16 protein-coding genes, 2 tRNA genes, 1 other RNA gene and 1 pseudogene are annotated in these 16,878 nt (G+C 65.1%); 10 read left to right on the top strand and 10 right to left on the bottom strand.

Going from position 1 to position 16,878, the window contains the following annotated elements; translation table 11 throughout:
* Positions 1–82 precede the first annotated feature (82 nt).
* Positions 83–1,201 (top strand): alanine dehydrogenase, encoded by a 1,119-nt coding sequence (gene ald, locus ACH82I_RS02165; protein WP_230743950.1) that lies wholly within the window; start codon positions 83–85, stop codon positions 1,199–1,201.
* Positions 1,202–1,344: 143 nt separating this feature from the next.
* Here ald and ACH82I_RS02170 read toward each other — a convergent pair whose 3' ends face one another.
* Complete coding sequence (locus tag ACH82I_RS02170) at positions 1,345–2,070, bottom strand: FadR/GntR family transcriptional regulator (RefSeq protein ID WP_230743949.1); 726 nt, start codon at positions 2,068–2,070, stop codon at positions 1,345–1,347.
* 181 nt (positions 2,071–2,251) lie between these two features.
* On the opposite strand from ACH82I_RS02170, the gene map reads away from it, so the two are divergent.
* Both map and ppgK read left to right on the top strand, forming a co-directional pair.
* Positions 2,252–3,166 carry a type I methionyl aminopeptidase gene (gene map / locus ACH82I_RS02175; protein ID WP_413335211.1) on the top strand — a complete coding sequence of 305 codons (915 nt, stop codon included), beginning with the start codon at positions 2,252–2,254 and terminating at the stop codon, positions 3,164–3,166.
* Positions 3,163–4,002, top strand: a complete 840-nt coding sequence (gene ppgK, locus ACH82I_RS02180; RefSeq protein ID WP_230743947.1) for a polyphosphate--glucose phosphotransferase — start codon at positions 3,163–3,165, stop codon at positions 4,000–4,002. The genes map and ppgK overlap by 4 nt, the downstream gene beginning before the upstream one ends.
* Positions 4,003–4,054: 52 nt before the next feature.
* Here the strand turns inward: ppgK and rnpB are convergent.
* Positions 4,055–4,420, bottom strand: an RNA gene (gene rnpB, locus ACH82I_RS02185) — RNase P RNA component class A.
* 132 nt (positions 4,421–4,552) lie between these two features.
* Here rnpB and ACH82I_RS02190 point away from each other — a divergent pair.
* Complete coding sequence (locus tag ACH82I_RS02190; protein ID WP_230743946.1) at positions 4,553–5,329, top strand: YaaA family protein; 777 nt, start codon at positions 4,553–4,555, stop codon at positions 5,327–5,329.
* Between the two features lie 59 nt (positions 5,330–5,388).
* On the opposite strand, the gene ACH82I_RS02195 is transcribed toward ACH82I_RS02190, so the two are convergent.
* Entirely contained in the window at positions 5,389–6,117 is a 729-nt protein-coding gene (locus ACH82I_RS02195) for a zinc ribbon domain-containing protein (RefSeq protein ID WP_230743945.1), read from the bottom strand.
* A gap of 13 nt (positions 6,118–6,130) precedes the next feature.
* On the bottom strand, positions 6,131–6,985 hold the full coding sequence (locus tag ACH82I_RS02200; RefSeq protein ID WP_413335214.1) for a Nif3-like dinuclear metal center hexameric protein: 855 nt from the start codon (positions 6,983–6,985) through the stop codon (positions 6,131–6,133).
* 104 nt (positions 6,986–7,089) lie between these two features.
* On the opposite strand from ACH82I_RS02200, the gene ACH82I_RS02205 reads away from it, so the two are divergent.
* On the top strand, positions 7,090–8,631 hold the full coding sequence (locus tag ACH82I_RS02205) for a fatty acyl-CoA synthetase (RefSeq protein ID WP_413335216.1): 1,542 nt from the start codon (positions 7,090–7,092) through the stop codon (positions 8,629–8,631).
* Between the two features lie 127 nt (positions 8,632–8,758).
* Here the strand turns inward: ACH82I_RS02205 and bioB are convergent.
* Positions 8,759–9,760, bottom strand: a pseudogene (gene bioB, locus ACH82I_RS02210) (biotin synthase BioB); the annotation flags it as partial.
* A 339-nt stretch (positions 9,761–10,099) separates the two neighbouring features.
* On the opposite strand from bioB, the gene ACH82I_RS02215 reads away from it, so the two are divergent.
* Positions 10,100–11,386: a uracil-xanthine permease family protein gene (locus ACH82I_RS02215; protein ID WP_413336732.1), complete on the top strand. Its 1,287-nt coding sequence runs from the start codon at positions 10,100–10,102 to the stop codon at positions 11,384–11,386.
* A 71-nt stretch (positions 11,387–11,457) separates the two neighbouring features.
* Positions 11,458–12,198 (top strand): L,D-transpeptidase family protein, encoded by a 741-nt coding sequence (locus ACH82I_RS02220; RefSeq protein ID WP_413335218.1) that lies wholly within the window; start codon positions 11,458–11,460, stop codon positions 12,196–12,198.
* Positions 12,199–12,211: 13 nt separating this feature from the next.
* Here the strand turns inward: ACH82I_RS02220 and ACH82I_RS02225 are convergent.
* Positions 12,212–12,285: transfer RNA gene (locus ACH82I_RS02225), tRNA-Val, on the bottom strand.
* A 131-nt stretch (positions 12,286–12,416) separates the two neighbouring features.
* Positions 12,417–12,941 carry a TetR family transcriptional regulator gene (locus tag ACH82I_RS02230; RefSeq protein WP_230743941.1) on the bottom strand — a complete coding sequence of 175 codons (525 nt, stop codon included), beginning with the start codon at positions 12,939–12,941 and terminating at the stop codon, positions 12,417–12,419.
* Positions 12,942–13,023: 82 nt separating this feature from the next.
* On the opposite strand from ACH82I_RS02230, the gene ACH82I_RS02235 reads away from it, so the two are divergent.
* Both ACH82I_RS02235 and ACH82I_RS02240 read left to right on the top strand, forming a co-directional pair.
* Positions 13,024–13,100 (top strand) — tRNA-Pro (locus ACH82I_RS02235).
* 295 nt (positions 13,101–13,395) lie between these two features.
* A complete protein-coding gene (locus tag ACH82I_RS02240; RefSeq protein WP_413335220.1) occupies positions 13,396–14,001 on the top strand; it encodes a DUF2249 domain-containing protein in 606 nt (201 codons plus the stop codon).
* Between the two features lie 19 nt (positions 14,002–14,020).
* Here ACH82I_RS02240 and ACH82I_RS02245 read toward each other — a convergent pair whose 3' ends face one another.
* Positions 14,021–14,449 carry a DUF1801 domain-containing protein gene (locus ACH82I_RS02245; RefSeq protein ID WP_413335222.1) on the bottom strand — a complete coding sequence of 143 codons (429 nt, stop codon included), beginning with the start codon at positions 14,447–14,449 and terminating at the stop codon, positions 14,021–14,023.
* Between the two features lie 37 nt (positions 14,450–14,486).
* A complete protein-coding gene (locus tag ACH82I_RS02250) occupies positions 14,487–15,470 on the bottom strand; it encodes an ABC transporter substrate-binding protein (protein ID WP_413335224.1) in 984 nt (327 codons plus the stop codon).
* Positions 15,471–15,597: 127 nt separating this feature from the next.
* On the opposite strand from ACH82I_RS02250, the gene ACH82I_RS02255 reads away from it, so the two are divergent.
* Positions 15,598–16,422 carry an AraC family transcriptional regulator gene (locus ACH82I_RS02255; RefSeq protein ID WP_413335226.1) on the top strand — a complete coding sequence of 275 codons (825 nt, stop codon included), beginning with the start codon at positions 15,598–15,600 and terminating at the stop codon, positions 16,420–16,422.
* Here ACH82I_RS02255 and ACH82I_RS02260 read toward each other — a convergent pair.
* On the bottom strand, positions 16,377–16,853 hold the full coding sequence (locus tag ACH82I_RS02260; protein WP_413335228.1) for an Lrp/AsnC family transcriptional regulator: 477 nt from the start codon (positions 16,851–16,853) through the stop codon (positions 16,377–16,379). The two genes, ACH82I_RS02255 and ACH82I_RS02260, sit on opposite strands and share 46 nt — an antisense overlap.
* Positions 16,854–16,878: the final 25 nt, after the last annotated feature.

The following is a 16,878-nucleotide window of genomic DNA, read 5'->3' on the forward strand; positions in this document are numbered from 1 at the left end:
AATAGAGTGAGGACAGCAGCCGGTCGACGCCGCCGTCGATCGCATCCGCCCCACGGGCGCACCAATGAGAAGAGGGAAAGCAATGCGCATTTCAGTGCCCACCGAGGTCAAGAACAACGAGTTCCGAGTCGCCATCACCGCCGCCGGAGTCCACGAGCTCGTCGCCCACGGACATGAGGTCACCGTTCAGGCCGGCGCCGGCGCCGGATCTTTCATCGCCGATGAGGAGTACGTCGAGGCGGGAGCGACCATCGCCGCCGATGCCGCAAGCACCTGGGCCGCCGGCGACCTGGTCCTCAAGGTCAAGGAGCCCATCGAGCAGGAGTACGGTTTCCTGCGCAAGGATCTAGTGCTCTTCACCTATCTGCACCTGGCCGCCGACGAAGCCCTGACCCAGGCGCTGATGAACGCCGGAACCACCGCAATCGCCTATGAGACCGTCCAGCCCGACGGCGGCGGACTGCCCCTGCTGGCACCGATGAGCGAGATCGCCGGACGCCTCTCGACTCAGGTCGGCGCCCACAGCCTGCTCAAGGCCGAAGGCGGCCGCGGCATCCTGCTCTCGGGAGTGCCCGGTGTCGAACGCGCCAGCGTCGTCGTCATCGGCGCCGGAGTCGCCGGGACCAATGCCGCCCGCATGGCCTTGGGCCTGGGAGCCGATGTCGAGGTCATCGACATCAACATTCCGCGTCTGCGTCAGATCGATGAGACCTTCGCCGGAGCGATCGCAACGAAGGTCTCGAACAAGTACGAGATCACGAAGTCTCTGGCGACGGCCGACCTGGTCATCGGCTCGGTGCTGATCCCGGGCAAGAAGGCTCCGAAGCTGGTCACCGATGAGATGGTGGCCGGGATGAAGCCGGGTTCGGTGCTCGTCGACATCGCCATCGACCAGGGCGGCTGCTTTGAGAACTCGCGGCCGACCACACACGATGACCCCACCTTCACCGTCCACAACTCGATCTACTACTGCGTGGCGAACATGCCCGGCGCCGTCCCGAACACGGCCACCGCGGCGCTGACGAACGCGACCCTGCCCTTCGCCGTCAAGCTCGCGAACCAGGGATGGCACCAGGCGCTGTCGAACGATGCGGGTCTGGCGCGCGGGCTCAATGTCCACAACGGCCACGTCACCAACGACAACGTCGCCGAGGCCTTCGGTCTCGAAGCGGTGTCCGTGGCTCACGCCCTCGCGAACTGAGAGGCTCCGCCGCCTGTAAGTCTCCGCACCGGGGTGGCCGCCGCACCCTGACAGCGCTCAGTCCACAGTTCCGTCGTAGACCTCGTCTCGCGAGACGTTGTTTACGACGGAACTGTGGACTGAGGGGGCCGGCCGCCTCGCGTTCAGGAGTGCGGAGGCATCGTGGTGGAGCGGAAGTGCTCCTCGCAGAGACGACCCGCCGCCTCGGCATCACCGGCCTCGATCGCGTCGACGATCGCGGCGTGATCCTGCACCGCATGTTCGAAGAGCTTCCGGGAGAACGGGTCGTGCCGGAATCCGGCATTGATCCTCGTGTCGATGTCGATGGCCATGCGGACGAGCTCGGGATTGTGTCCTGCTCGGGCGATGGCGAAATGGAACCGCGCGTCCGCTGTTCTGGCGGCGGCCGCCTCGGCGCGTTCGGAATATCTCTCCGCGAGCTCCCGCAGTTCGGCGAGCTCCACCTCGGTGCGGCGCATGGCGGCGGTGGCGGCAAGACTGTTCTGGAAGATCGCACGCGCGTCGAGGAGATTGAGCCGCTCGGCGTGGAATTCGTCGATGCGTCCGGCCATCGGGGCCAGAGCCTCCGGGTTGACATGGGAGACGAAGGTCCCTCCCCCGCGTCCGCGGCGACGTTCGACCACGCCGAGGCGTTCGAGACGCAGCAGAGCCGCGCGCACACTCGACCGCGACACTTGCAGATCAGCAGCCAGGGTGCGTTCTCCGGGCAGCAGGGTGCCCTCGGGCAGGGCGCCCACGGCGATGCCGGAGAGGATGTGGTCGGCGATCTGCTGGGGGGCGCTCGTCAGGCTCACGACATCGCTCAGGCCCGAGAATTCGTGCCCCGAAGCCTCGTTCGTCTCGCTCATCGCACCTCCCGTGCATCCTCATCACCAACTGCGCTGACCGTGGCGGTCGCAGCCGCGGCCCCGGTCGACTCACGGGGTGCCGCAATCACGATTCTAAACGCGCAGGCCCGGCTGACTGCGCACCGACAGGCATCGCGATTGTGGAATATCGGCCCGAAACCGCTCTAGAATCGGAATCATCATGACTGCATCGCCCAGACTCCTCACGCCAGGAACCATCTCCCCCGAACGCGATGTTCCCAAGAACATCATCCGTCCCGAATACGTCGGACGCGCCGATGCCGATGAAGGCCACGGCAACAACTTTTACAGCGCCGAGGAGATCGAACAGGTCCGCACCGCAGGTCGGATCGCGGCGAACGCCCTCGCCGTCGTCGGCGAGATCATCGCCCCGGGAGTGACCACGGACGAGATCGATCGCGTCGCCCACGAATATATGTGCGATCACGGCGCCTATCCCTCCACTCTGGGATACCGCGGTTTCCCGAAGTCGGTGTGCACCTCGCTCAATGAGGTCATCTGCCACGGCATCCCCGATTCCACCGTGGTCGAGGACGGTGACATCGTCAACGTCGATATCACCGCCTACATCGACGGCATGCACGGGGACACGAACTACACGTTCTATGCCGGTGAGGTCGACGAGGAGTCGCGGCTGCTCGTCGAACGGACCTATCAGGCCATGATGCGCGGAATCAAGGCCGTGAAGCCGGGACGCGAGATCAACGTCATCGGCCGGGTGATCGAGAAGTTTGCGAAGCGCTTCGACTACGGGGTCGTCCGCGACTACAGCGGACACGGGGTCGGTCGGGAGTTCCACTCGGGCCTCATCGTGCCCCACTATGACGCCGCACCCGCCCACGCCGAGGTGATGGAGCCGGGAATGATCTTCACGATCGAGCCGATGCTCAACCTCGGGACCGTGGATTGGGACGTCTGGGACGATTGCTGGACAGTGGTGACGAAGGACCGGAAGCGCTCCGCCCAGTTCGAGCACACTCTCGTCGTCACCGACACCGGAGCCGAGATCCTCACCCAGCCGGATGCGGACACCGCCATCGCCGCCGGACCGATCAGCGAACAGGACCGAGCATGACAGACGAATCCCAGGATCGATTCGCCATCGGCATCGACATCGGAGGCACCGGGATCAAAGCCGCCCTCGTCGATACCGCCACAGGCCAGCTCGCGTTCAAACGCGTCCGGGTGCTCACCCCCAAACCGAGCACCCCGATCGCCGTCGCCGAGGCGATCAGCGAAGTCATCGAGATGCTCACCAGCAAGGCCCTCGAGCTCGAGGTCGTCGACGACCGGGCGAGCCTCGACGCGCTGCCGATCGGGTGCGGATTCCCCGGTGTGGTCCGCGACGAGCGTGTCCACTTCGCCGCGAACCTCGACCAGAGCTGGATCGGCTCGAACATCGTCGAGATCCTCACCGAGCACACGGGCAGAACCTTCCACTTCATGAACGACGCGGATGCCGCGGGTCTGGGCGAGATGGTCTTCGGCGCCGGTCGCAAGCATCGGAAGAAGACCGTGCTGCTGACGACCCTGGGCACCGGAATCGGGACTGCGCTGTTCACTCAGGGGCGTCTGGTCCCCTACACCGAGCTCGGACACATCGAGATGAACGGGCGTGACGCAGAGACGCAGGCGGCCGAGTCGGTCAAGGTGCGGGAGAACCTCGACTATGACGAGTGGGCGAAGCGCCTCCAGCAGTACTACACGCAGATCGAGCTGCTCGTCTCTCCCGACCTCATCATCGTCGGCGGCGGGATCTCGAAGTCCCACACGGACTTTCTGCACATGATCGACACGCGGGCCGAACTCAAACCGGCAAAACTCTTCAACAACGCAGGCATCGTCGGTGCTGCGATCCTCGCCGTCAACGGCGGCAAGGCGAAGGTGAAGAAGAGCTCCTCGAACGGCTGAGGCTCAATGTCGTCTGAGGCCGACCGTCAGCTGAGGCCGTATCGCGGTGGAGGAGGACAGGCCACCGATACGCCGGGTTCTGTCATCGAGTCGGTTGCCCTTCTCGACTGACGGTCATCTATCTGGGACCGATGTCACCACCGGCCTCAAGCAATCCACCCGACGACTCGGCGAGCAGCCTCGAACGTCGTCTGTCTGATCTTGCTCCGGATGGGGTTTACCCAGCAGCGCCGGTTGCCCGGCACTCTGGTGGTCTCTTACACCACCGTTTCACCCTTACCCAGTCGGAACTGGGCGGTCTGCTCTCTGTTGCACTTGCCCGCGGGTTGCCCCGGGTGGGTGTTACCCACCATCCCTGCTCTGTGGAGCCCGGACGTTCCTCAGCCCCCTGGAGGGCCGCGACCGTCTGGTGACCTGTCCTCGAATTCCCCAGTGTACCCCGACCGGACACCGTGGCCGGCACTCGAATCGGGCCGGGGACAGGTGACGTGACGGAGGTCATCCCGACCCCGCCTCGATGCTCGGGCTCGGACCCCAATACGATGGTGGGGTGAAGATTCTGCTGCCGCCCTCAGAGGGCAAGACCCCTGCCGATACGGGCTCGCCCCTCGATCTCGAGAAACTCTCGGCACCGGATCTGGGACCCCAGCGGAAGAAGGTGCTGACGACCCTGCAGAAGGTCTCGAAGCGCAAGGACGCACTCGAACGCCTCGGGGTCGGCGCATCGCTGGCCGCCGACGTCGAACGCAACATCGTGCTCGACACCCTGCCGTGCGCACCCGCCCTGCTCACCTACTCCGGGGTCCTCTATGAGGCGATGGGTGCCCCCGAACTCGTCGCCGAGGCGAGCCGGAACGACACACTGAGTCAGCGACTCCGCGACGTCCACGTCTTCTCCGCCCTCTTCGGACAGGTCTCCGGGCTCGATCCGATCCCGGCCTATCGCCTGGCGATGAAGACCGACCTGGCCGGGCTCGGGAAGCTGAGCACGTGGTGGCGTCCCCTGCTGGCGAAGTCCTTCGCCGTCGATCCCGCCGAGGTGGTGCTCGACTGTCGTTCGAGCGACTACCGTGCGGCGTGGCCGGGGCCCAACAATCAGGTCGTCACCGTCGGCGCGGTCAAGGACACCGGGACGAAACGCAGCGTCGTCTCACACTGGGCGAAGTTCTACCGCGGAGAGTTCGTCGGCCGACTCCTCTGCGACGACCGCCCGCTGCCATCTTCGACCGAGGACCTCGTGGCACGTGCCGCAGAGACCTATGAGGTGGAGTTCACCGAGCACACGAAGACCAAGCCGGGTGCGCTGACGATCGTCCTCCGCGACTGAGCGTGCCCGGGCACGCTGGCTGAGCCGAGCACGCAACTCGGGCTCGGTGCGTGGCCGATTCAGCTGCGCCGCAGCAGAACCGCCTCGCACTCCTCGCATTCGTAGGTCTCGTTCGCGTCACCGGCGAGCATCGTCTTCCATGTCGCAGCGCCGATCTCCTGGCCGCAGGCCTGACAGTTCGGGCCGGTCAGGATCGCGGCTCCGGGCCCGCCCTGGGCGATGTTCGTGTCGAATTGGGAGGCCACCGCGGTCGGCAGCTGCTCTCGGAGCTTCTCGGCTTCGGCGCTGTTGTCCTCGAGCTCGCCGCTCAGTTCGGCCTTGCGCTCCTTGACCGCCGTCTGCACGCTGCGACCCTCGGCGGTCACCTCGTCGAGCCTGCGGTCGACATCGGCCAGTCCCGCCTCGGCGGCCTCGAGCTCCTCCATCGAGCCGAGCTCGATCTCCTCGAGCTCGCCGACCCGCTCCTCGTGAGCGGCGATCTCGTTCTGCAGATTCACGAGGTCACGGCTGGTCAGGCCGGTGCCGTCATTGAGCTCCTCGGTCTTCTTCGCGATCTGGGTCTTCTGCTTCTCGATCAGGGCGTTCGTCTCCGCCACCGCCCCGCGATGCCCTTCGACCACCTCGGCGGCTTCGGCCTTCCGCGTTCCCAGCTCCTTGTGGGAGTTCACGAGTTCCTGCAGCTGCTCGGCCTGTTTGGGGTTGTCGTGTTCGTGGCGCAGAGCCCGACCGCGGGCGGCGACGGCGATGAGCGATTCGAGGGCGGTGCGTTGGTCCGGGGTGATCAGCATGGTGGGATCCTCATCAGTAGCGTTCGACCCAGGGGTCGGTGTTGACGGCCGAGTGCTGCAGAGACACCGTGAGGCCGCGAGCGGCGAACTCGGCTTCGAGCGCCTGCGCCGCGGCTTCGAGCCACACGGTCTCCGACGCCCAGTGCGAGACGTCGATGAGCTGCGGTCGACCATCGTGTCGGTTGGCGGTGTCCCGGGCCTCGGTGGCGGGGTGGTGCCGCAGGTCGGCGGTGATGTAGACCTCGGCTCCGCTGGCGCGGACCTCGTCGAAGAGGGAGTCACCGGCTCCCCCGCAGACGGCGACTCGCTGAACGGTCGCCGCCGGGTCTCCGGCGATGCGGACCCCGGTGGTGGTGCGTGGGAGACGATCGGCCAGGGTGCGGGCGATGTCCCGGACGGCGGTCGGGACGGCGAGGTCGCCGACCCGACCGATGCCGGTCGGCAGCGCCGCGTCGTCCGCGTCACCGTGGCGATCATGGGGCACCAGGGGCTTCGCATTCTCGATCCCGAGCAGGGAGATCAGCGCGTCGGAGACTCCCCCGCGGGCCGAGTCGGCATTCGTGTGCGCGTTGAAGGCGGCAATGTCGTTGCTGATCAGTGTGTGCACGGCTCCGCCCTTGAGAGTGCCGGCGCTGACCGAATTGACGGGTTTGAGCAGCAGCGGATGATGCGTGAACAGCAGATCGGCCCCGAGCACCACCGCCTCGGCGATGACCGAATCCATCGGGTCCAGGGCGAGCAGGATCGACCGAACCTCGGCATCGGGATCGCCGACAGCCAGACCCACGGAGTCCCAACTCTCGGCGAGGCTTCGCGGCCACAGCGAATCGAAGACCTCGACGCATTCTCTGACCAAGGGATAGTCCATGGCTCCACACTATTACATGTCCACGGCTGACAATTTCCTGCAGCCTCGACCGCGGCCGAAGAGACCCAGTTCACTAATCGCTCGATCACCATTAGATTTGGCTCATGTCTACTTCAGCAGCGAATGCACAGCCCGCGGATCTGCATTTCTCCTCGACCGTCGCCGATCTCATCCGCCGCAGCGCCGGACGCTTCGATGACGATGTCGCGATCGAATTCGGTGACCGTGTCTGGACCTATACCGAACTCGACGCCGGGGTCACCGCCGTGGCTCGGGAGCTTCTGCGACTCGGGGCGCAGCCGGGCGATCGAGTCGCAGCCTACGGCAAGAACTCGGATCTCTATGCCCTCCTCTATCTCGGCTGCGCTCGTGCCGGACTCATCCACGTGCCCGTGAACTTCCAACTCAAGAACGCTGAGCTCGACTACATCCTCGACAACTCCGGGGCACGGTTCGTCTTCGCCGATGCGGACCTGCTCGCGGCCGTCACCGACACTGCGACCGGGGCGCAGGCCGAAGTCCTCGACCTGACGGTCCTGCTCGACCCTGCGACGGCCGATGAGATCCCACCGGTTGCGGCGGACGAGTTCCCGGTCGCCGATTCGGACGTGGCCCAGCTTCTCTACACCTCGGGCACCACCTCGGCGCCGAAGGGGGCGGTGATGACCCATCGGGCGCTGATCCACGAGTACATTTCCTCCCTGCTCAGCCTCGACTTCGCACCGACCGACCGGGTCGTCCATGCGCTGCCGCTCTACCATTCGGCGCAGATGCACGTGTTCCTGCTGCCGCTGCTGGCGATGGGCGCGCACAACATCATCGTCCCGTCACCGGTGCCAGAGCAGCTGCTGGCCCTGTTCGAGGAGCGGGAGATCAATTCCTTCTTCGCCGCACCCACCGTGTGGGTCGCGCTGGCCAACAGCCCGGAGCTGGCCACACGCAATCTCGACAGCCTCCGCAAGGCCTACTACGGTGCCTCGATCATGCCCGGCCCGATCCTTGAGAAGCTGCGTGGACGTCTGCCGCGGCTCGGTTTCTACAACTGCTTCGGGCAATCTGAGATGGGGCCGCTGTGCACGGTGCTGCGGCCCGAGGACCACGACGCTCATCCGGGATCGGCCGGGCGTGCGGTGATGTTCGTCGAAACGCGCGTGATCGACGAAACGGGTGCGGACCTGCCCCCGGGTGAACAGGGCGAATTGCTCTACCGGTCCCCGCAGCTGTGCGAAGGGTATTGGAACAGGCCCGAGGCCACGGCCGAGGCCTTCGAGAACGGCTGGTTCCACTCCGGTGATCTCGTGAAGATGGACGAGCACGGCTTCGTCGAAGTCGTCGACCGCGTCAAGGACGTCATCAACACCGGCGGGGTGCTTGTGGCCAGCCGGCAGGTCGAGGACGCGATCTTCGAGCTCCCCCAGGTCGCCGAGGTGGCCGTGGTCGGGGTGGCCGACGAGAAGTGGATCGAGGCGATCACCGGCTTCGTCGTCCTCAAGGCGGATCAGGCTGAGACCACCGAGGCGGAGGTGATCGCCCATGTCAAGGATCGTCTCGCCGGGTTCAAAGTCCCCAAGCGGATCGCCTTCGTGTCGGAGCTGCCGAAGAACTCCGCGGGCAAGATCCTCAAACGCCAGCTGCGCGAGGTCTGAGCCTGCCTCGCCTCGTGGGCGCTCTCCTCGCCTCACGGGCGCCCTCCTCCCCTCGTGGGCGCCCTCTTCGTGTTCAGGCGTTGGCTTCAGCCGCGGTTCCCGCACCTCGGCGTCGCAGAGCAGGCACCCGGGCCGGGTCCGGGGTCTCGTCCTGTCCGATGATGGTGAACCCGTTGTCCCGAATCAACGCGAGGTCTTCCTCGGCGGCCTGGCCTTCGGAGGTCAGGTAGTCGCCGAGGAAGATCGAGTTGGCCACCTGCAGCGCCAAGGGCTGGAGCGAGCGAGGGTGGATCTCCCGCCCTCCGGCCAGTCGGATTTCACGATCGGGGCAGACGAACCTGGCCGTGGCCACGATCCTCAGGCACTGAGCCGGTGTGAGGTTCCACTGTCCCTCCATCGGCGTCCCGTCGAAGGGGATGAGGAAGTTGATCGGGATCGAGTCCGAGTCCAACTCCCGCAGCGCGAAGAGTGCCTCGATCACCTGTTCGTCGCTCTCGCCCATGCCGACGATGAGTCCGCTGCACGGTGAGAGTCCCGAGGACTTGGCCTTTTCGATCGCGGCGGTCCGATCGGCATAGGTGTGCGTCTGCACGATCGTGTCGTGGAAGGATTCGGCCGTGTTGACGTTGTGGTTGTACGCGTCGGCACCGGCGTTCCGCAGCGTCTCGGCCTGGCCGTCTTTGAGTATGCCCAAGCAGGCACAGACCTCGACCTCGGGGTGTTCGTCCTTGAGGCCCGTGACGATGTCTCCGACCCGGCCGATGTCGCGCCGGCTCGGACCCCTGCCGCTGGCGACGAGGCAGACGCGTGAAGCGCCGCCGTCGATGCCCCGCCCGGCCTGGTCGAGGGCTTCGGACTTGCTCAGCCACGAGTACTTCAGGATCGGCGCGGTCGATCCGAGCGCCTGCGATCAGTAGTTGCAGTTCTCCGGGCAGAGTCCGGATTTGAGATCGACGAGGTAGTTGAGCTTGACCGTCATGCCGAAGTGTCGACGGCGGATCGTCGAGCCCGCCGCCACGAGGGCGAGCAGCTCCTCATCGCTGCTGGTCAGCAGTGACAGGGCCTGGTCTGCTGTGATCGGTGTGCCGTCGAGCACTGATTGTGCCAACGCGTCGAATCGTTCGGTCATAGATCTCGGCTCCTTCGTCGGGGTCAACGTTCGTCAGGGTCATCGTCTGCGCAATTTCCTGAACAGTGTTCAATAGACTAGCAGACGACAGACCACCGATGGACGAGGCATCGGAGTCCACCACGCATAGACTGCACAGTGGCGCAGCACCATCGCATGGTTGCGAGCACGATTCACCTGACGCACGACCGAGGGGACACAGTGGACACAGGCCGCAGTTCGAAGGCCGCAGAGATCGGACCCATCCGATCACGCGGTTGGGCCACGCATGGCGACGGCAAGACGATCCGACCCGGCGAGGCCGTCCTCCCCGAGGAGAGGCTGAGCTGGCCGAGAACGATCGGTATCGGCGCCCAGCACGTCATCGCCATGTTCGGTGCGACCTTCCTGGTGCCGCTGCTGACCGGATTCCCGCCCTCGACGACGCTGTTCTTCACCGCGATCGGCACGCTCCTGTTCCTCCTCATCACCAAGGGCATGATGCCCTCGTATCTGGGGTCCTCCTTCGGGCTGCTGGCCCCGATCGGTGCGGTCACCGGGTTCTCGGCCACTGCCGGCGAGGAGCTCGAACCACATGCCATGGCCCTGGCCCAGGGCGGGATCATCTCCGTAGGTGTGACCCTGGCCCTCGTCGGTCTCGTCGTCCACTTCGCCGGAGTCCGCTGGATCGAAGTGACGATGCCGCCGGTCGTGACCGGGGCGATCGTCGCCCTCATCGGCCTCAATCTCGCGCCCGCAGCCTGGGACTGGGTCAAAGAGGCCCCGCTGACGGCGGTCATCACCATCGTCGCCATCCTCCTGATCACAGTGCTGTTCAAGGGGATGCTCGGGCGGCTGTCGATCCTGCTCGGTGTGCTCATCGGCTATGGCGCGGCATGGCTGCAGGGACAGGTCGACTTCTCCACCATCGGCGGGGCCGCCTGGGTGGGACTTCCGAGCTTCCATGCCCCGGCCTTCGACCTCGGCTATCTCGGTCTCTTCGTTCCCGTCGTCCTCGTCCTCATCGCCGAGAACATCGGCCATGTGAAGTCCGTGGCCGCGATGACCGGACGCGATCTCGACCATCTCACGGGCCGCGCTCTCTTCGCCGACGGGATCTCCACCGTGGTGGCCGGCTCCGGAGGCGGCTCGGGTACCACCACCTATGCGGAGAACATCGGGGTCATGGCGGCCACCCGCATCTTCTCCACCGCCGCCTATCTGTGCGCGGCGATCATCGCCCTCGTCCTCAGCCTGCTGCCGAAGTTCGGTGAGATCATCGCCACCATCCCACCGGGAGTCCTTGGCGGGGCCGCCACGGTGCTCTACGGCATGATCGGACTGCTCGGTGTGCGCATCTGGGTGGAAAACCGCGTCGACTTCTCCAACCCGATCAACCTCAACACCGCAGCCGTCTCCCTCATCGTCGCGATTGCGAACTTCACGTGGGCACCGGGCGGACTGCAGTTCGAAGGCATCGCCCTGGGCACCGCCTCGGCGATCATCATCTACCAGGTGATGAAGGGAATCGCCCGGTGGCGCGGCACCGACCCGGACGCGCTCCTCAGCGACTCCTCCCCTGCCGATTCCCCACCCGCCGAGGCGGTCCAGGCCCACGAGGTGAGTGACCCGCCCGACCGTTGCTGAGTCCCGAAATTCCTCAGGTCCGAACCGCCGCTTCCCGCACACCATGCACATCGAATCGAAGGAGACACATCATGGTTGACACAGCATTTCCAGCTCGCCGCAGCTCACGTCTGGCGGCCATGGCCATCGGCTCGGCACTCGCCGGGCTCTCGCTCTTCGCTGGTCCCGCCGCGCAGGCGGCTGACGGGCTCGGCGCCGGGGTCGTCGACGGCAATGCCGCTGACAAACCCGATCGGCTCGGGGACGAATGCTCCGTTCCCGAGGCGGCGGATTCTGCGAAGGTCATCGTCGTCACGGGCACCGGAGGGTCGAAGGCCACGGTCAAGGCCTGCGAGAAGTGGGAAGGCGACTACTACTCCGCGCTCAGTGTCGACGGGTTCGTCGGCTACAACGGCATCGCCGCCGCGGGGAAGAAGAAGGAAGGCGACGGCAAGACTCCCTCGGGAGTCTTCGATATGGACTTCGGCTTCGGCGTCAAGAGCGAGCCGAAGCAGTTCCACGGCGAGAAGTACGTCAAGGTCACCAAGGATCATGTGTGGGTCGACGGGGACGCCACGAAGAAGTACAACACCTTGCAGAAGAAGTCTGACGGGTATGCGGGCGAGTCGATGTACCAGACGCCGGCCTACGACTACGGACAGGTGATCGACTACAACCCGGAGGGAACACCCGGCAAGGGATCGGCGATTTTCCTCCACGTCAACACCGGAAGCGGCCAGACGGCCGGCTGCGTGTCAGTGTCGCAGGCGAACCTGCTGAAGATCCTCGACTGGGAGGGCGAATCAGCGGTGCAGATGGCGATCGGTGCCTGAGGAGATCGTACGGTGGGCCCAGAGGGACTCGAACCCCCGACCCTCTCGGTGTAAACGAGATGCTCTAGCCAACTGAGCTATAGGCCCCACTGCGCACCTGAGAGCGTGCCTGTGCGCTCGATCAGTATGCCACAAGCGCCACCGTCAGACGAATCGGTGAGCGCTCGGACCGTCACCGGATCGGACTCTCGATCTGCGTCGGAATAGTGGCAGCCGGGTCAGGTGCTGCGCGAGAGCAGAAACGCGATCGTGGAGGCGAAGTCGGCCGCTGCTTCCTCCTCTGTCGCCGCTGTGGATGCGGACTCACCTTCCACGGCAGAGGCCGCGAAGAGGGCACGATTCTGTGCGATCGCCACCGCTCCGAGGGTCTGCACCATCACCGCATGGGAAGTCTCTCGGCCTAACCGTTCGGGTGCCAGAGCCACCGGCGTCGCTTCGGCCGCGTCTACCGAGTATCCCAGCAGCAGGATCTCTGCGCCGTCTCGGTACTTCAACAGCACCTCGCGCAGGGCGAGCACAGCCGCCAACGGGTCAGCGGTGACCGGCGCACGAGTGTCCACCTCCGCGGTGAGGCTCTGGGAGATGAGCACGAAGAGCGCCTGTTTGTCCCTGACATGCCAGTACAGCGCAGAGGGCTGGACCTCGAGTTCGCGGGCGAGTCTGCGCATCGACAGATCGCCGAGTCCGTAGCGCGAAAGGATGTCGAGGGCCGTGTTGGTGATGCTCTCGGCTGTCAGTGCCACTGCGACATTCCTTTCATTTGCTCATGGATGTGCGTCCCGATTTTTCAGATCGCGTTCCCCTCGCTATAGTAGTTGCTGGTCACGGGATATAGCGCAGCTTGGTAGCGCGCCTCGTTCGGGACGAGGAGGTCGTGGGTTCGAATCCCGCTATCCCGACCAATGTGGTGTCTCACGTCATCGTTCATTCGATGGCGTGGGACATTTCTCTTTTCCGCGCCGGGACGGTTTGAGATCAGCGTTCGGCGATGTCGGTTCGGATGGTCAGCAAGAATGCGGAGTCCTCGATCGCCGTGACCGAATGCCGTTGCGAGGGAATCATCACGAATTCTCCGTCGGGGTTCCTCCGCCTCGCTGTGGACCGGTGTCTCGTTCTGCGGCGGCCGACGGCGCAACGTATGGTCCCCTGATGCTAGCTTAGGCAGACGAGCACAGAAACAAGAGTCGGAGGATGACCATGGCCGAAGAACCCATCATCGACGTGCGCGAGATTCCGAAACTGCAGCGCCATCCGCTCATCATCGCCGCCTTCGACGAACTTGAGGTCGGCACCGGTCTCATCCTCATCAGCGACCACGAGCCGAAACACCTGAGAACAGAGATGGAGAACGAATTCGCCGAGGCTATGGAGTGGGAGTCTCTCGACAGCGACGGCGAGGAATTCAGAGTCCGAATCAGCAGGTGCGCCGGAACTGCCGTACCTCGCGCCGTCCTCGACGTCGGCAACCTCGCCCCAAACACCGTTGATCAGGGAGCCGAGATCTCAGGGTCGGTCTGGCAGCTGTCGCCGCAACGGCGCGACCTCGACGCCAATGTCATCTCTTTGGCTCCGGGCGGCGAGATCCGTGAGCACACCGGACCGGACCTCGATGTCCTCATCCACGTCCTTGATGGCGGCGGCGTCCTCGAGACCGAACTGAGCTCGATTCAGCTGCGACCCGGGCAGATCGTCTGGCTGCCCCGCCGTTCGCGCCGTCGGTTCAGTGCAGACAGGACCACCGGGCTGCGCTACTTCTCGGTCCACCAGCGCAAGCAGGGCCTGAGCATCAGCTCACGGCCTTGAGGGACCTCTCCGCGATGCGTCATCCCGCGGGGAGAGGATCGTCCTCGCGGGCGAAGGCGAAAGCGATGAGCTCACGCAGCACGGCCTCGTCGATATCCTCGAGTCTCTTCACGTAGACGCAGCCCGCGCCCTCCGTGAAGGTGCCGAGCTCCGGCAGCAGAGCGGCGCCCTCTGCCACGTCCTTGAGACCGTAGAGAGACAGCTGTGCCTTCCGTGGAGAGAATCCGGTCTTCATCCAGATGCCGCGGGTGCGCGGATTGGACGGAGACACGTAGCGGAACTGCCCGTAACCGACGATCGACGGCCCCCGCATCACGGGTTCGACCCGGGTGACCTCGGAGAATATTCGGCTAAGAGCCATTCCGTCCTCGCGTCGTCTGGCGGGAGTCGCCGCGGCGAGGAATGCCTCCACATCGGCATCGGTGGGCTGGGTCTTCGGGGCTGCCATGAGTCAATTATGCCCCCGAATCCCCGCGCCCCCGAGCCTATTTCCCGAACTCCTCCTCGATGACATCGAGGAGACCCAGGGCCTCGTCGTAGTCACCGCGCATCGACCAGTACGGAAGGTCATGGACCTGACCGGATTCGAACGCGGGGACTCGGTTATAGGGAGATTCGTCCTTGAGATCGTCGACGCCGATGTCGGGGGTGTTGAACCCGACGACGAAGACGGTCTCCGAGCGGAGCACTTCCGGCAGCACCTCCAATGACGGTCCGAACATGTCCCCACCGGCCGTGTAGGGTTCGATGTCGTTCTCGGCGAAGAGCGGCGCGGTGGTGAAGCCGAGCGGTTCGAGTTCGGCGGAGAGGCTTTTGCCCTCGATGAGGATGTACGGCGATGCCGGATCGTCGAGGCTGAGGATGGAGATATCACCCTCCGGCACCTCGATGTTCGCCTTCACCTCCTGCACACGCTCCTGATACGTGGATTCGAACGCCTCATACTCGGCCTTCTTCCCCAGCACCTCGTCGGCGAGGAAGGAGAACTGGTCCTGCCACGTCTGCTTCTCACCGGAGACGATGACCGTCGGGGCCACCTCGGCGAGGCGCTCATAGGCATCGGTGGCATGTTTGAGGGGGAAGCCGATGCCCCCGGCGATGATGAGGTCGGGCTCGGCGGCGATGATCGCTTCGAGGTCGAAGCCGTCGTTGCTCCACGGCAGGAATTCGGTGCCCTGTGCTTCCGCCTTGTCCTTCCAGAACTGGGAGAACTCGCCGTCGGTATCAGTCACCTCCGGTGTTGTCGCCACCACAGGCTCATCGAGATCGTAGAGATACCCGGCCAGGGCGTAGTTGAGCACGACGATGCGCTGCGGATCAGCCGGCACCTCAACCTCGCCCTGCTCCGTGGACACGGTGCGAGTCTCTGCGGACGAGGTCTCGGCTGGGGCAGGACTCTGCCCTGAACAGCCGGCGAGCAGGAGACCGGACACGGCGATGAGGGCGCCGAGACGGCGAAGACGGAACATAGACCACCTCTGTGAGAGCGAAAGGGCACGAACGTGGGCCCGATCGTGACTACAATTGGACAACATAGACGAGCCTAACCAAACCACTAGCCCCACCTTCGACAGAGGCGACATCATCTTCCGACCAGTGCGACACGATCTGCTCCGCTCGACCGAGCCCGGCCACGCCACCGAACGTCCCGTGGTTCCGGATGGTCATGACTTCCATTCCCACGACTATCCCCTGCTCATCCACGTCGTCAGCGGATCGGTCGAGGTCGGAATTCGCCGAGGCGGTGCCGTGGAACACGTGTCGCTGAGCGCCGAATCGAACCTCTGGATGGCCGCCGGACTCTCCCATGCGGTGACCATGCGCCGGGAGAGCATCATGCTCGGTCCCAGGCTCTCTCCCGAGACCGAACCTCCCAACGGCTACCTTCACCTCCCCCGCTCCCCGGCCATCCGAGAGACCGCGCTGCTCGTCCTTGCTGCCTCCCCCGCCGATGAGTCCGAGCGACTGCCGTTCCGGCGGGCCTTCGACGCCGTGCTCCAAGCTCTGCTCGTCGACGACTTCTACATCCCCGAACCCGATCACCGCACTGTCGCGGCCATCGTCGACGACCCTGTATCGCTCCTCGTCCCCCTCAAGGAACTCGCGACCAGACACGCAATGAGCCCACGCCACCTCGAACGTCTGCTCAAAGACGAACTCGGCTTCTCCTTCCTCGCGTGGAGGACACGTAAGAGGCTCAATCTTGCGCTGCGGCGCATCCGCGCAGGGACCTCGGTGCCCGCGGCCGCACGCACGGTCGGCTATGCGGGAGCAGACGGCCTGATCAGGGCCGCCAGCCGAATGACAGGGCTGAGTCGGGCCGAACTCTCCCCCGACCCCGCGGAAGCCGTCCGCACATGGAGGGACTCCGCCGGTCACGTCCCATCGGGAATCCAGGCCGAGCCGTCCTCTACCCGGTAGATGAGATTGGTGCGGGTGTGCGCCACTGCCGGATACCGGGTCAGATAGTCGAGGACGAAGGATTGCACCGCCTCGGTGTCGGTGGCGACGATATGCAGCAGATAGTCGTCGGCCCCGGCCATGTGATACATCCGCACCACCCCCGGGAACCTGGGTGCGGCAGCGGTGAAGGCGTCGATCTCGGCGCGGTCGTGCTTGGCCAACCGGATCGAGATCAGAGCCTGCAGCGGAATCCCCAGCGCCGAGGTGTCGACGTCGACGCTGAAACCCCGAATCACCCCACGCGACTTGAGCCGCTTGAGCCTGAGGGACACGGTCGATTCGGAGATGCCGACGGCGGTGGCGAGGGCGGTACCGGAGGCTCGGGCGTCCTGGCTGAGTTCGCCCAGCAGTCTGCGGTCGATGTCATCGAGTTCGACTTTCTGCGACATGCCTCATAGTCTTCCACACGATCAT

Source organism: Brevibacterium sp. GP-SGM9, from assembly GCF_047300845.1.
In the GTDB taxonomy this organism is placed as follows: domain Bacteria; phylum Actinomycetota; class Actinomycetes; order Actinomycetales; family Brevibacteriaceae; genus Brevibacterium.